Below are 14628 nucleotides of genomic sequence, written 5' to 3' on the forward strand. Positions count from 1 at the left end.
GCGAACTTTCGGTGGTCGCCCGCTCTTCGCTGTTACCGGTCCGTAGGGTTGCCCCTCGTGACCAGTCGAAGAGACAACTACCTCGCGCCCGCTGAGGGTCCCGGCAAACCGTCCGCCGCCCTCACGCCGCGCCGCCGCACCGTCGTCAAGGCCGCGGCCGCCACCGCCGCCCTCGCCGCCCCGCTCGCGGCCGCCCTGCCGGCCCGCGCCGCCGCGGGACCCGCCTTCCTGCACGGTGTCGCCTCCGGTGACCCGCTGCCCGACGGCGTCCTGCTGTGGACGCGGATCACGCCGACGCCCGAGGCGGTCCCCGGGTCCGGCAAGGGCCCGGACGTCGAGGTGCGTTGGGAGGTGGCCGAGGACAAGGGCTTCAGCAAGGTCGTGGGCCGCGGCTCGACCACCGCGAAGGCCGCGAGCGACCACACGGTCAAGGCCGATGTAAGGGGCCTGCGCCAGGCGACCACCTATTACTACCGCTTCTCCGTAGGCAACGATTCGCCGGTGCGCTCCCCCGTGGGCCGCACCCGCACCACCCCCGCCCACGAGGCCGCCGCGCCCGGCGTCCGCTTCGGCGTCGTGTCGTGCTCCAACTGGGAGGCCGGGTACTTCTCCGCGTACCGCCATCTCGCCGCCCGCACCGAGCTGGACGCGGTCCTGCACCTCGGCGACTACCTGTACGAGTACGCGTCCGGCGGCTTCGCCTCCTCCGGCGACGTCGTGCGCGAGCACCAGCCGAAGCACGAGATCCTCACCCTCGCCGACTACCGGACCCGACACGGCGCCCACAAGACCGACGCCGACGCGCAGGCCATGCACGCCACGCACCCGGTCATCGCGATCTGGGACGACCACGAGGTGGCCAACGACGCCTGGTCGGGCGGCGCGGAGAACCACAGCCCGGAGACCGAGGGCCCCTGGGCCGCGCGCGTGGCCGCCGCCAAGCAGGCGTACTTCGAGTGGATGCCGGTGCGCCCGGCCACCGAGGGCACCGTCTACCGCCGTCTGCGCTTCGGCAAGCTCGCCGACCTGCACCTGCTCGACCTGCGCTCGTTCCGCTCGAAGCAGGCGGGGGTGGGCAGCGGTGACGTCGACTCGCCGGACCGCACGATCGCGGGCCGCGCCCAACTCGACTGGCTGAAGGCGGGCCTGGCCGCGTCGGACGCCGCGTGGAAGCTGGTCGGCACGTCGGTGATGATCTCGCCGGTCGCGTTCGGCTCGCTGCCCGCGTACCTCCTGAAGCCCCTCGCGAAGCTGCTCGGCCTGCCCGAGGGCGGTCTCGCCGTCAACACCGACCAGTGGGACGGCTACACCCACGACCGCAAGGAACTCATCGGGCACCTGCGGGACAAGGGCATCCGGAACACCGTCTTCCTGACCGGCGACATCCACATGGCGTGGGCCAACGACGTGCCGGTGACCGCCGCCACGTATCCGGCGTCGCCGTCCGCGGCCACGGAGTTCGTCGTCACGTCCGTGACGTCCGACAACGTCGACGACTTCCTGAACGTCCCGCCGCAGACCCTGTCGCTGGTCGGCGTCGCCGCGGTCAAGGCCGCCAACCGCCATGTGAAGTGGCTGGACATGGACTCCCACGGGTACGGCGTCCTGGACGTCACGGCGGAGCGCTCGCAGATGGACTACTACATCGTCTCGGACCGCTCGGACCCCAAGGCGACGTCGTCGTGGGCGCGTTCGTACCGCACGCTCACCGGCACCCAGAAGGTGGAGCGGGTGCATTCGCCGGTGCGCTGACAAGCCCGGTGAAGCGGGCCGACAGCCGCCCGTCGACCCCCTACGCTGTCGGCCATGAGCGGCCAGGGGGACGTACTCGACGGGCGCTTCGAGCTGCTGCGGCGGCTCGGCAGCGGAGGCATGGGCACGGTGTGGCGGGCCCGCGACACCGTGCTGCACCGCGAGGTGGCGCTGAAGGAGGTCCGGCCGCCGGGCCCCGAGCCGGCCGACGACACCTCGCGGCTGCTGCGGGAACGGGTGCTGCGGGAGGCCCGTGCCCTTGCCCGGCTCAACCACCCGCACGTCGTGACGATCCACCACATCGTCGATGTCGAGCCGCACCCGTGGCTGGTGATGGAGCTGCTCTCGGGCCGCACCCTCCAGGACTTCCTGGAGGAGCGCACCCTGCCGCCGCGGGAGGCGGCCCGCATGGGCCGGGAAGTCCTCTCCGCGCTGCGGGCCGCCCACGCGGCGGGCATCCTGCACCGCGACATCAAGCCCGCCAACATCCTGCTCCGCGAGCCGTCCCCCGCCCGCCCCGACGAGGTGCCGCCCGTCGTCCTCACCGACTTCGGCATCGCCGCCCTCCAGGGCTCCACGCGACTCACCGCCACCGGCGAGCTGATCGGCTCGCCCGAGTACATCGCGCCGGAGCGCGTCCGCGGCACCGGCGAGGGCCCGGCCGCCGACCTGTGGTCACTGGGTCTGGTCCTGTACGTGGCCGTGGAGGGCGTGAGTCCGCTGCGCCGTGCGTCCACCCTGGCCACACTGGCCGCGGTGCTCGACGAGCCGGTGCCGCCGCCGGTGCGCTCCGGCCCACTCGCCCCGGTCCTGGAGGCGCTGCTGGTACGGGACCCGGCGCTGCGGCCCGACGTGGAGCGCCTGGACGCGATGCTCACGGCGGTCGCCGACGGGATCACGTGGCAGCCCACCCAGAGGGCGCCCCGCCCGTCCGTACCTCCCACGCAGACCGCGCCGCGCCCGCCCTTGCCGCCCACCGCGCCGCCCCCACCGCCCGGCACGCCGGACCACACCCGCCCGCAGCCCGCGCTCGACCCGCCTCCTGGCCTCACTCCCCGGGCCGACCACCAGGGCACCGCCCGGCGCCGCACGCCCCTGCTCGCCGCCGCGATGGTGGTCCTCGTACTGGTGGCGGGCGTGGCCCTGGCGTTCGCGCTGCGCGACGGCGGAGCGAACGGTGGGGGCGGCGGGACGACGGCGGGCAAGGGCGGCGGCCGGACCGGTGGGGCGGCCTCCGAGGGTGCGCGTACGACGGGACCGGACGGGCGGCCCACCGACGCGGCGAGCACCGGGCCGAGCCAGGGTCCGGCGTCCCCCGCTTCCTCGGCGCCGACCACACCCACCACGCCGACCACACCCACCACGTCGTCCGCGCCGCCCGACTCTGGGCGCTGGATCGCCCAACTGCACTCCGAGCCGGGCTCGTCGTCCGCCGCGACCCGCGACCGCAAGCTCGCCGCCGTCCGCAGGACCGTCCCACAGGCCCAGTACCTGCGCAGCGACGACTATGCCTCGCTGCGCCCGGGGTACTGGGTGTTCTACGCGCCGGGCCCGTTCCCGAACGGCCAGGCGGCGCTGCGGTTCTGCGCGGAGCGCGGCCGCACCTCGGACACCACCTGCGTGGGGCGCTATCTCAGCGACGAGGCCGCGGACCTCGGCCTGCAGTGCAAGCCACCGGCGAGCAGGCCGGTGGGCCGCTGCGTGCGGACCTGAGCCGGGTCCGGTGCCCGGGGCGGACCGGTTTCCGGGCCGGGACTACAGGCTCTCCAGGAACCCCAGCGCCGTGCGCCACGTCGCCTCCGCCGCCTCGGCGTCGTAGTCGTCCAGGTCCGGGTCGGTGTACAGGTGCCCGGCGCCCGCGTATCGGTAGACCTCCACGTCGGCGCCCGCGCGGCCCATCTGGAGGTACCAGGCGCTGAGCCAGTCGTCCGTCTCGAACGCGTCGGGCTCGGCGACGTGCAACTGCACGGGGAGCTCGTCCACGGACGCGTTCTCCGCGATGTCCGACGTGCCGTGCAGGAGCAGCAGGCCACGCGCCTTGGCGTCGCCGAGGGCGAGGGTCTGCGCGGTGGCGGCGCCGAGCGAGAAGCCCGCGTAGACGAGGCCCCGGTCGGAGTAGGGCGCGGCGGCCAGGACCGCGCGCTTGAGCAGTTCGTCGTTGCCGAGCTCGTCCTTGAAGGCCAGCCCTTCCTCGACGCTCTCGAAGGTGCGGCCGTCGAAGAGGTCCGGGGTCCACACCTCGTGCCCGGCCGCGCGCAGCCGGTCGGCCGCCGCGCGCACCGCGGGCCGCAGCCCGTACGTCGAATGGAAAAGCATGATGTTCATGGGGCCATCGTGCCACCTACCCTCGGAGGCATGGAGAACGTGCTGCGTCCGTTGATCGTGGTCGGCGGCTCGGTCGTGCTCACGCTCGCGGTCGGCTGGGTGGCCGACTGGGCGTTGCGCCGAGCCGCCGACCGACAGCCCGAACAGCCGCTGTGGGAGCTGCTGCGCCGCTGCCGACTGCCGTTGCAACTGGTGCTGTGCGCGGCGATGCTGCGCGGTTCGTACGCCCAGGCGAAGATCGCCGAGGGGTACTCGGTGGGCATCGGCAGAGCACTCACGCTGGTCCTCATCGCCTCGGTGGCCTGGCTCGCGGTGCGGATCTCGGCGGCCGTGGTGGAGTCGTCGTACGCGCGCTACGCCTCCGCGCACCGCGACCCGGCCCGGGTCCGGCGCGTGCGCACGCAGGTCACGCTGATCCAGCGCGTGGTCGCGGCCATCGTCGGCGTGGTGGCCGTCGCCGCGATGCTGCTCACGTTCCCCGCCATGCAGGCGGCCGGGGCCTCGCTGCTCGCGTCGGCGGGAATCCTCGGCATCGTCGCGGGCGTGGCCGCGCAGTCCACGCTCGCCAACCTCTTCGCGGGGCTGCAGATCGCCTTCGGCGACATGGTGCGGATCGGGGACACGGTGGTGGTGGACGGCGAGTGGGGTGTCGTCGACGAGATCACGCTGACGTTCCTGACGGTGCGCACCTGGGACGAGCGCCGGATCACGATGCCGGTGTCGTACTTCACCTCGAAGCCGTTCGAGAACTGGTCCCGCGGCGGCGCCCAGATGACCGGCACCGTCTTCTTCCAGCTCGATCACACGGCCCCGATGGCGGCGATGCGCGAGAAGCTGCACGAGATCCTGCGCGAGTGCGCCGCCTGGGACGGCCGCGACTGGGGTCTCGCGGTCACGGACACGACGCCGAACACCGTGCAGGTGCGGGCCCTGGTCACGGCCAAGGACGCCGACGACATCTGGACGGTGCGCGTCACGGTCCGCGAGCAGCTCGTGGCCTGGCTGACCGAGCACCATCCGTACGCGCTGCCCCGGGTCAACACGGCCTGGGCGGTGGAGCCGTCGGACGGCGACCATCCGCATCCGGTGACTCCGCACGTGCCGCGGACGGGGCGGGGCTGAGGCAGCGGCGGGGGGCGGGACTGGGGATGACTGGGAGGCTGGCCCCAGGGCTTTCGCGGCGCCCCGGCCCGCGCGTCAGCGCAGGCTGCGTACGTCCAGGTGGTGCAGCACCCGGTCCACGATCTCCGGGTCGTAGCCGGGTTCGCTGCGCGCGGCGAGGACCTCGTGGCGGGCGGCCGACATCATCTCGCGCTGGATGCGCTGGACGGCCTTGAACCGGTCGACGCGGGTGGCGTACCGCTCGCGCCGCTCGTCGTCCAGGATGTCGGGGCTGATCCGGGCGCCGATGTCGAAGGCGCCGCGCAGCAGCCGCTCGGCGACCTCCTCGGGCAGCTCCTCGACCTCCTCGATCTCCTTCAGACGCGCCTTGGCGGCCTTCGCGGCGCGCACGGCGAGCTCGCGCTCCAAGGCCCGTTCGGCATCGGTGTCGGCGCGTACGCCGAGCTTCCTGACCAGCCACGGCAGGGTCAGGCCCTGGGCGATCAGGGTCGCGATGATCACGCAGAAGGCGATGAAGATGATCTCGTCCCGGGCGGGGAACGGAGCCCCGTCGTCCGTCTTGAGCGGAATGGCGAGGGCCAGCGCGACCGACGCGACGCCGCGCATGCCGGACCACCACATGACGACGGTCTCGCGCCAGCTGGTCGGGATCTCCTCGTCGTAGTCACGGCGCTTGTGCAGCCGCTTGGCCAGCCAGGTGGCGGGCAGCAGCCACATCAGCCGTACGCCGACGACGACCGCCACGATGGCGGCACCCCAGCCGACCATCTCCCACTCGCGCCCGTCGGCGGTGCCGAAGACGTTGTGGAGCTCAAGGCCGATGAGCCCGAACGCGACGCCGGTGACGAGGGTGTCGACGATCTCCCAGAAGGACTGCCCGGTGATCCGGCCGAGCACGTCGTCGGCGTCGGTGGCGTTCTCGGCGAGGTAGAGGGCCGTGGTCAGGACGGCGAGGACGCCGGAGCCGAGGAGTTCCTCGGCGAGTACGTAGGCGACGAACGGCACGAGCAGCGTCAGGCCGGTCTGCAGGGTCGCGTCGCCCAGCAGGCCCATGAGCTTGTTGGAGAGCCAGCCGAGCCCGAGGCCGACGGCGACGGCGACGACGGCGGAGAGCACGAGCTGGCCGACGGCCGAGGGCCAGGAGAAGGTGCCGCTGACGGCGGCGGCGATGGCCACGTGGTACAGCACGATCGCGGTGACGTCGTTGAAGAGCCCCTCGCCCTCCAGGATCGACACCAGGCGGCGCGGCAGACCGAGCGAACCGGCGACGGCGGTCGCGGCCACCGGGTCCGGCGGGGCGACGAGCGCGCCGAGCGCGACGGCCGCGGCGAGCGGCAGCCCCGGTACGACGGCGTTGGCCACGGCCGCGACGGCCGCCGTGGTCACGAAGACGAGCGCCACGGCGAGCAGCAGGATGGGCCGGATGTTGGCCGCGAACTGCCGCCAGGACGTGCGCTGCACGGACGCGTAGAGCAGCGGCGGCAGGACCAGCGGGAGGATCAGCTCAGGCGCGATCTCGACGTTCGGCACGAACGAGAGGAACGCGAGCACGCCTCCGAACAGCGTCATGAGCACCGGCGCGGGCAGCCCGATCCGGTCCCCCAGCGGCACGGTGACCAGGGCCCCCAGCAACAGCAGGAGCAGCAAAGCCAGTTGATCCACGGGATGCCCTCCGGCCATAGGAGCCCAAAACGATCAGCCCCTCAACCTTGCCACGCGACCCCGCCAAACCGGCCGAAAACGACATCCAGCCGTCGACCCGGCTGTGGGCAGTCGTCCCGCAGGGCAGGACAGGCGGGCACCGCCCCCGGTGCCGGGCACCCCTGCGTTCCAGGTCCACCACACCCGGCGACGGCACCCCTACCAGCTAGCGCAGCGCCTTGCGCATGGCCCGATGCGCAATCCCCGCGTCCAAGAACTCCGCCCCGTAGGCCTCGTACCCCAACCGCTCGTAGAAACCCAGCGCATGGGTCTGCGCGTGCAGGTCGACGGCGTGCAGCCCCCGTTCCCGGGCGGCCTCCTCGATGGCGGCGACCAGCGCGGCCCCCACCCCGAGCCCCCGCGCGGACCGCAGCACGGCAAGGCGCCCCAGAGCGCCCACACCGACGTCGGGGTCACCGTTCTTCACGACGGCCGCGTCCCCGGTCAGCAACCGCCCCGTGCCCAGCGCGGTCCCGTCCTCGGCCCGCACCGCGAGCACGTGCACGGCCCCGCCGTCGTACTCGTCGTACTCAAGGTCCTCCGGCACCCCCTGCTCGGCGACGAAGACCTCCTTGCGCACGCCGAAGCACGCGTCCAGGTCCTCCTGCCGCACCGCGACCCGGCAGGCCACCGGCCCGCTCACTCGCTCTCCGCCCGCACCCGGTCGAGCGCCAGCTGCAGGTCGTCGGGGTAGTCGCTCGCGAACTCGACCCACTGCCCGTCGCCGGGGTGCTCGAAACCGAGCCGCACGGCGTGCAGCCACTGGCGGGTGAGCCCGAGGCGCTTGGCGAGCGTGGGGTCGGCGCCGTACGTCAGGTCGCCCACGCAGGGATGCCGGTGCGCCGACATGTGCACCCGGATCTGGTGGGTCCGGCCGGTCTCCAGCTTGATGTCGAGCAGGGAGGCCGCGCGGAAGGCCTCCATGAGGTCGTAGTGCGTGACGGAGGGCTTGCCCTCGGCCGTGACCGCCCACTTGTAGTCGTGGTTGGGGTGGCGGCCGATGGGGGCGTCGATGGTGCCGCTCATCGGGTCGGGGTGGCCCTGCACAAGGGCGTGGTACCGCTTGTCGACCGTGCGCTCCTTGAACTGGCGCTTCAGCGAGGTGTACGCCCGCTCCGACTTGGCGACGGCCATCAGGCCGGACGTGCCGACGTCCAGGCGGTGCACGATGCCCTGGCGCTCGGCGGCGCCGGACGTCGAGATGCGGTATCCGGCGGCGGCGAGGCCGCCGATCACGGTCGTGCCGGTCCAGCCGGGGCTCGGGTGCGCGGCGACGCCGACGGGCTTGACGATCACGACGATGTCCTCGTCGTCGTGCACGATCTCCATGCCCTCGACGGGCTCGGCGACGATCTGCACCGGAGCGGGTGCCTGTGGCATCTCCACTTCCAGCCAGGCGCCGCCGTGCACCCGCTCGGACTTGCCGACCACCGAGCCGTCGACCGCGACCTTCCCCGCCGCGGCGAGCTCGGCGGCCTTGGTGCGGGAGAAGCCGAACATGCGCGAGATGGCGGCGTCGACGCGCTCGCCCTCCAGGCCGTCGGGTACGGGCAGGGTACGGATCTCGGGAATCGTGCTCACCCCACGAGTATGCAGGAGGGCCACGACACCGCCGTACCGAACGCCGTACGCGGGGGACCGCTCAGTCCTTGTGGACGGTGCCGTCCGGGTCGAGCCCGCGGAAGGAGAGCAGCACGATCAGGATGCCGCCGCAGACGATCGCGGAGTCGGCGAGGTTGAAGACCGCGAAGCCCTTCGGGGCGATGAAGTCGACCACCGCGCCCTTGAACACGCCGGGCGAGCGGAAGATCCGGTCGGTGAGGTTGCCGAGCGCGCCGCCGAGCAGCAGGCCGAGGGCGATGGCCCAGGGCAGGCTGTACAGCTTGCGCGCGAGGCGGGCGATCACCACGATCACGGCCGCGGCGATCACGGTGAAGATGATGGTGTACGCCTCGCCCATGCCGAAGGCGGCGCCCGCGTTCCGGATCGCGTTGAAACGCAGCAGGTCACCGACCACGTCGATCGGCTCGTGGTGCTCCAGCTTCGCGACCACGATCATCTTGCTGACGAGGTCCAGGGCGTACGCGAACATGGCCACCCCGAACAGCACGGCGATCTTGCGCCGCCCCTTGGGCTTCGGCTCGGCCTCGGCGTCCGCATCGGGCTCCGCGTCCGCCGTGGTCTCCGACTCGCGCTTCGGCTCGCTCTCGGAGCGCTGCCCGTCCTTGGAGCCGTCCTTGGAGCCGGAATCGGACTGCTCCGGTCCGGCCCCCTCCGCCTCAGGGATGTCCGGCGTACCGATGATGCGCTCCGCCTCTGCCACGTGAGTCCCTCAACCTAGGTGCCTGACTGGGGACGAGGGTACGACACCGGGGTACGGGCCAAGGCGCCCAGGCCACGCTCAGTAGCGCCGTTCTTGCTTCTGCTTGCACTCCACGCACAGGGTGGCCCGCGGGAACGCCTGCATGCGGGCCTTGCCGATGGGGTTGCCGCAGTTCTCGCAGAGGCCGTACGTGCCCGCGTCCAGGCGTTCCAGGGCGCGCTCGGTCTGCTCCAGCATCTCCCGGGCGTTCGCGGCGAGTGCCATCTCGTGCTCCCGCGTGATGTTCTTCGTGCCGGTGTCGGCCTGGTCGTCGCCCGCGCCGTCCCCGGAGTCCCGCATCAGTCCGGCGAGCGAGGTCTCGGACGCCTCGATCTCGGTCCGCAGCCGCATGGTCTCGGCCATCAGCTCGGTCCGCGCCTCGGCGACCTCCGCCGGGGTCCACGGGTCCTCGCCCGGCCGCACCGCCAGCTCACCGGGCGTCACCGCCGCGGCCCGCGCCTTGGGCACCGCGCCCGACTTCGCCGCCGCCGTCGCCGTGCCCGGAGTCTTCTTCGCAACCACCGTCGTGGCTCCCGTCGTCTCCGCGGCCTGAGCCGCACCCTCGGCCGCGGACGCGGCCGACTTCTTGGCCGTACGTTTCCTGGCTCCCGGACCCTTCGTGGCGCCCGTCGCCTTCTTGGACGCACCCGACCCGCCGTCCGCCTCCGTCTGGGCGGCGGAGTTCTCGGCGGCGGCCTGCTCGGATGCGGCCTTCGTGGCCGACGCCTTCTTCGAAGCCGTCTTCTTCGCAGTCGTCTTCTTCGGAGTCGTCTTCTTGGCAACGGTCTTCTTGGCAGCCGCGTTCCTGGAGGTCCCCGCCGCCTCCTTGTCACCGGCCTTCTTGGCGGCAGGCTTCTTCTCGGCGGCTTGCTTCGCCGGGGCAGCGGCGGACGCCTTCTTGGCCGAGGCCGCGGCGGACGTCTTCTTCGCCGGGGACTCGGCGGACGCCTTCTTCGCCGCCCCCTTGGCGGGAGCCTTCGCTGCCGCCTTGGTCGTGGTCTTCTTCGGCGCCGCCGAGCCCGCACCCGCGGTCTCGCCCGCACGCACGGTCTTGACGGCACGGGCCGCCTTGCCGCCCGCTTCCCCCGCCGCCCCGGCCCCCGCGGCTGTGGATCTGCTGGACGCCGACTGCTGTACGGCGGTCTTCTTCGCCACCATGGCCGCGGCCCCTTCACATATTGTGATCTTGCACGCGAATCGTGCTGGGACGATAAATCGACTCCAGGCCCGCGGCAACGGGGCACGCCGCCCGATTCGCCCGCCCCCGGGGGTCGCACGGTGAGCCTGCCTGCGTTGTGCCCAGCTCTCCGGCGGGTAATCCGCCGGACGCCCGAGGTCAGGATCCGGACGCTCCGCATATCGCCATTCGGGGCAGTCCCGTGCTCTCACCCGACAGCGGCCGGGCACCCCGCGGGCCCCCTCCCCGGGTTCCCGTACGGGCATAGACTTGGTGACGACCGAAGAAGGTGCGCCATGCGCAAAATCACCGACTGCCGCGAATTCCCGAGCGAGACCCACTGCACCCTCGCCATCTCCGGCGAAGAGGAAGAGGTGGTCCGCGCCGCCAGCGAGCACGCCGTGTCCGTCCACGGCCACACGGACGGCCCCGAGCTGCGCAAGATGATCCGCGACTCCCTCAAGGACGACATCCCCCAGCACGCGTGATCCACCGCAGCGTCCGCGGGGGCCGCTCTCCGCCTTCCCCACGCGCCCCCGGAAATCCTGTCGGCCGCGCCCGCCCCGGCGCCGTACACTGGCCGGAGCGAGAAGCGTGGATGGGGACGAGTAGCGGCGTACGCAGCCAGGAGCGACCCGGGGACGGTGTGAGCCCGGGGGCGAGCGCGACGTGAAGATCACCCCGGAGCCGCCGGAGGAAAGCCGCAGGCCGGCCCCCTTGAGGGACGGGCCCGGCGAGTAGACCCGGCATCGCGACCCCAATGAGGGGGCCCTGTGGCGCCAGCGCCGGAGGGCCAAGGAGGGTGGTACCGCGGGAGCGCAGTGACGCGCCTCTCGTCCCTCCGACGGAAGGGAAGAACGTCCGCCGGAGGAAAAGCGAATGACGCCGCCGCAGTACCGACAGGTGCCCGCCCAGGTCGACCTGCCCGCCCTCGAGCACGCCGTGCTCGACTTCTGGGAGCAGCAGAAGATCTTCGCCAAGAGCCTGGAGCAGTCCGAGGGCCGCCCCGAGTGGGTGTTCTACGAGGGCCCACCCACGGCCAACGGCATGCCCGGCGCGCACCACATCGAGGCCCGCGTCTTCAAGGACGTCTTCCCGCGCTTCCGCACCATGCGCGGCTACCACGTCGCCCGCAAGGCGGGCTGGGACTGCCACGGCCTGCCCGTGGAGCTCGCGGTCGAGAAGGAACTCGGCTTCAACGGCAAGAAGGACATCGAGGCGTACGGCATCGCCGAGTTCAACGCCAAGTGCCGCGAGTCGGTGACCCGCCACACGGACGCCTTCGCCGACCTGACGACCCGCATGGGGTACTGGACGGACCTCGACGGCGCCTACCGGACGATGAACCCGGAGTACATCGAATCCGTCTGGTGGTCCCTCAAGGAGATCTTCAACAAGGGCCTCCTCGTCCAGGACCACCGCGTCGCCCCCTGGTGCCCCCGCTGCGGCACGGGCCTGTCCGACCACGAGCTGGCGCAGGGCTACGAGACGGTCGTCGACCCGTCGGTCTACGTCCGCTTCCCGCTGACCGGCGGCCCCCTCGCCGGCGAGGCCGCCTTCCTGGTGTGGACGACCACCCCGTGGACGCTGGTGTCCAACACGGCGGTCGCCGCGCACCCGGACGTCACCTACGTAGTGGCGACCGACGGCAAGGAGAAGCTGGTCGTCGCCGAGCCCCTGCTTGAGAAGGCACTCGGCGAGGGCTGGGAGACCACGGGCCAGAGCTTCACCGGCGCCGAGATGGAGCGCTGGACGTACCAGCGCCCCTTCGAACTGGTGGAGTTCCCGGCCCCGGCGCACTACGTGGTCAACGCCGACTACGTGACCACGGAGGACGGCACCGGCCTCGTCCACCAGTCCCCCGCCTTCGGTGAGGACGACCTCAAGGTCTGCCGGTCGTACGGCCTGCCGGTCGTGAATCCCGTCCGCCCGGACGGCACCTTCGAGGAGGACGTCCCGCTCGTGGGCGGTGTCTTCTTCAAGAAGGCCGACGAGACCCTCACCAAGGACCTGGACGACCGCGGCCTGCTGTTCCGGCACATCGCGTACGAGCACAGCTACCCGCACTGCTGGCGCTGCCACACCGCGCTCCTCTACTACGCGCAGCCGTCCTGGTACATCCGCACCACGGAGATCAAGGACCGTCTCCTCGAGGAGAACGAGCGGACCAACTGGTTCCCGGACTCGGTCAAGCACGGCCGCTTCGGCGACTGGCTGACCAACAACGTCGACTGGGCGCTGTCCCGCAACCGCTACTGGGGCACCCCGCTGCCCATCTGGCGCTGCGAGGAGAACCACCTCACCTGCGTCGGCTCCCGTGCCGAGCTGAGCGAGCTCACGGGCACCGACCAGTCGGACCTCGACCCGCACCGCCCGTTCATCGACGACGTCACGTTCACCTGCACCCACGAGGGCTGCTCCCTCGAAGCGGTCCGCGTGCCCGAGGTCATCGACGCCTGGTACGACTCGGGTTCGATGCCGTTCGCGCAGTGGGGCTACCCGCACAAGAACAAGGAACTCTTCGAGAGCCGCTACCCCGCGCAGTTCATCTCGGAGGCCATCGACCAGACCCGCGGCTGGTTCTACACGCTGATGGCCGTCGGCACCCTGGTCTTCGACAAGTCGAGTTACGAGAACGTCGTCTGCCTCGGCCACATCCTCGCCGAGGACGGCCGCAAGATGTCCAAGCACCTGGGCAACACCCTGGACCCGATCCCGCTCATGGACCGGCACGGAGCCGACGCGGTCCGCTGGTTCATGGCGGCCGGCGGCTCCCCGTGGGCGGCCCGTCGCGTGGGCCACGGCACCATCCAGGAGGTCGTCCGCAAGACCCTCCTGACGTACTGGAACACGGTCGCCTTCCAGGCGCTCTACGCCCGTACGTCGAAGTGGGCCCCCTCGGACACCGACCCGGCGCCCGCCGACCGCCCGCTGCTCGACCGCTGGCTGCTCAGCGAGCTGCACGCGCTCACCGACCAGGTGACGCAGGCCCTGGACGCCTACGACACCCAGCGCGCCGGAAAGCTCCTGTCCACCTTCGTCGACAACCTCTCCAACTGGTACGTACGGCGTTCGCGGCGCCGCTTCTGGCAGGGCGACGCGGCCGCGCTGCGCACCCTGCACGAGGTCGTCGAGACGATCACGCGGCTGCTCGCCCCGCTGACGCCGTTCATCGCGGAGCGCGTCTGGCAGGACCTGGTCGTGCCGGTCACGCCCGATGCCCCGGAGTCGGTACACCTGGCGACCTGGCCGGAGGCCGACCTGTCGGTGATCGACCCGGAGCTGTCGAAGCAGATGGTGCTCGTGCGCCGCCTCGTCGAGCTGGGCCGTGCCTCGCGCGCCGAGTCGGGCGTCAAGACCCGTCAGCCGCTGTCCCGCGCACTGGTCGCGGCCGCCGGTTTCGAGGCCCTCGACGCCGAGCTGCGCGCCCAGATCACCGAAGAGCTGAACGTCTCGTCCCTCGCCTCCCTGTCGGAGGTCGGCGGCTCCCTCGTCGACACGACCGCCAAGGCCAACTTCCGTGCCCTCGGCAAGCGGTTCGGCAAGGGCGTGCAGGCGGTGGCCAAGGCCGTCGCCGAGGCCGACGCGGCCGCGCTGTCCGTCGCCCTGCGCGAGGGCACGGCCTCCGTGGAGGTCGACGGCGAGACCGTGACGCTCGCCCCGGACGAGGTCATCATCACCGAGACCCCGCGCGAGGGCTGGTCGGTGGCGTCCGACTCCGGTGCCACGGTCGCCCTCGACCTGGAGCTCACGGACGAGCTGCGCCGTGCGGGCCTGGCCCGGGACGCGATCCGCCTGATCCAGGAGGCCCGCAAGAACAGCGGCCTGGACGTCGCGGACCGGATCGCCCTGCGCTGGACGTCCGCCGACCCGGCCGTCGTCACGGCCCTGACCGACCACGCCGCCCTCATCGCGGACGAGGTCCTGGCCACGGACTTCGCCGAGGGCGAGGCGGACGACGCGTACGGCGAGACGTTCAAGGACGACGCGGTGTCCCTGTCGTTCCGCCTCCGCAAGGCGTAACCGCACACGCCGAAGGCCCGGTCCCACCAAAGATCTTGGTGGGACCGGGCCTTCGGCGTTGCGTGCCCGCGCACAAACGTCGGAACGTTTCTGCTGCCCCTGGACCGACGCCTATGGCGACCCGCCGGGGGCAGCGCACGCAAAAGGGCGAGGCCCCCGGATCTCC

At 72.1% G+C, this 14628-nt stretch carries 11 protein-coding genes; 5 read left to right on the forward strand and 6 right to left on the reverse strand.

The window, feature by feature from the left end; all coding sequences use genetic code 11:
* Positions 1-57 precede the first annotated feature (57 nt).
* Together ACZ6BG_RS01685 and ACZ6BG_RS01690 are read left to right on the forward strand one after the other, a co-directional pair.
* Positions 58-1752 (forward strand): alkaline phosphatase D family protein, encoded by a 1695-nt coding sequence (locus tag ACZ6BG_RS01685; protein ID WP_468995357.1) that lies wholly within the window; start codon positions 58-60, stop codon positions 1750-1752.
* Positions 1753-1806: 54 nt separating this feature from the next.
* Positions 1807-3465 (forward strand): serine/threonine-protein kinase, encoded by a 1659-nt coding sequence (locus ACZ6BG_RS01690; protein WP_468995361.1) that lies wholly within the window; start codon positions 1807-1809, stop codon positions 3463-3465.
* Between the two features lie 42 nt (positions 3466-3507).
* Here the strand turns inward: ACZ6BG_RS01690 and ACZ6BG_RS01695 are convergent, their stop codons facing one another.
* A complete protein-coding gene (locus tag ACZ6BG_RS01695) occupies positions 3508-4077 on the reverse strand; it encodes a dienelactone hydrolase family protein (RefSeq protein ID WP_468449018.1) in 570 nt (189 codons plus the stop codon).
* A gap of 30 nt (positions 4078-4107) precedes the next feature.
* On the opposite strand from ACZ6BG_RS01695, the gene ACZ6BG_RS01700 reads away from it, so the two are divergent.
* On the forward strand, positions 4108-5199 hold the full coding sequence (locus ACZ6BG_RS01700; RefSeq protein ID WP_468995365.1) for a mechanosensitive ion channel family protein: 1092 nt from the start codon (positions 4108-4110) through the stop codon (positions 5197-5199).
* Positions 5200-5274: 75 nt separating this feature from the next.
* Here the strand turns inward: ACZ6BG_RS01700 and ACZ6BG_RS01705 are convergent, their stop codons facing one another.
* The 5 genes from ACZ6BG_RS01705 to ACZ6BG_RS01725 form a co-directional block, all read right to left on the reverse strand.
* A complete protein-coding gene (locus ACZ6BG_RS01705; protein WP_468995368.1) occupies positions 5275-6861 on the reverse strand; it encodes a Na+/H+ antiporter in 1587 nt (528 codons plus the stop codon).
* Positions 6862-7066: 205 nt separating this feature from the next.
* The gene (locus ACZ6BG_RS01710; protein ID WP_468995373.1) at positions 7067-7543 is read right to left on the reverse strand and encodes a GNAT family N-acetyltransferase; all 477 of its coding nucleotides are present in this window, start codon (positions 7541-7543) and stop codon (positions 7067-7069) included.
* Entirely contained in the window at positions 7540-8481 is a 942-nt protein-coding gene (locus ACZ6BG_RS01715) for an RluA family pseudouridine synthase (RefSeq protein WP_468995374.1), read from the reverse strand. Before ACZ6BG_RS01715 ends, ACZ6BG_RS01710 begins: the two co-directional genes overlap by 4 nt.
* Positions 8482-8542: 61 nt before the next feature.
* Positions 8543-9223: a signal peptidase II gene (lspA, locus tag ACZ6BG_RS01720; protein ID WP_468995377.1), complete on the reverse strand. Its 681-nt coding sequence runs from the start codon at positions 9221-9223 to the stop codon at positions 8543-8545.
* A gap of 78 nt (positions 9224-9301) precedes the next feature.
* Positions 9302-10420 (reverse strand): TraR/DksA family transcriptional regulator, encoded by a 1119-nt coding sequence (locus ACZ6BG_RS01725; RefSeq protein WP_468995382.1) that lies wholly within the window; start codon positions 10418-10420, stop codon positions 9302-9304.
* Positions 10421-10735: 315 nt separating this feature from the next.
* Here ACZ6BG_RS01725 and ACZ6BG_RS01730 point away from each other — a divergent pair, with 315 nt between their 5' ends.
* Both ACZ6BG_RS01730 and ileS read left to right on the forward strand, forming a co-directional pair.
* Positions 10736-10927, forward strand: a complete 192-nt coding sequence (locus ACZ6BG_RS01730; protein ID WP_468449029.1) for a DUF1059 domain-containing protein — start codon at positions 10736-10738, stop codon at positions 10925-10927.
* Between the two features lie 391 nt (positions 10928-11318).
* On the forward strand, positions 11319-14462 hold the full coding sequence (ileS, locus tag ACZ6BG_RS01735; protein WP_468995392.1) for an isoleucine--tRNA ligase: 3144 nt from the start codon (positions 11319-11321) through the stop codon (positions 14460-14462).
* Positions 14463-14628 lie beyond the last annotated feature (166 nt).

The organism is Streptomyces sp. NPDC041205, from assembly GCF_055591765.1.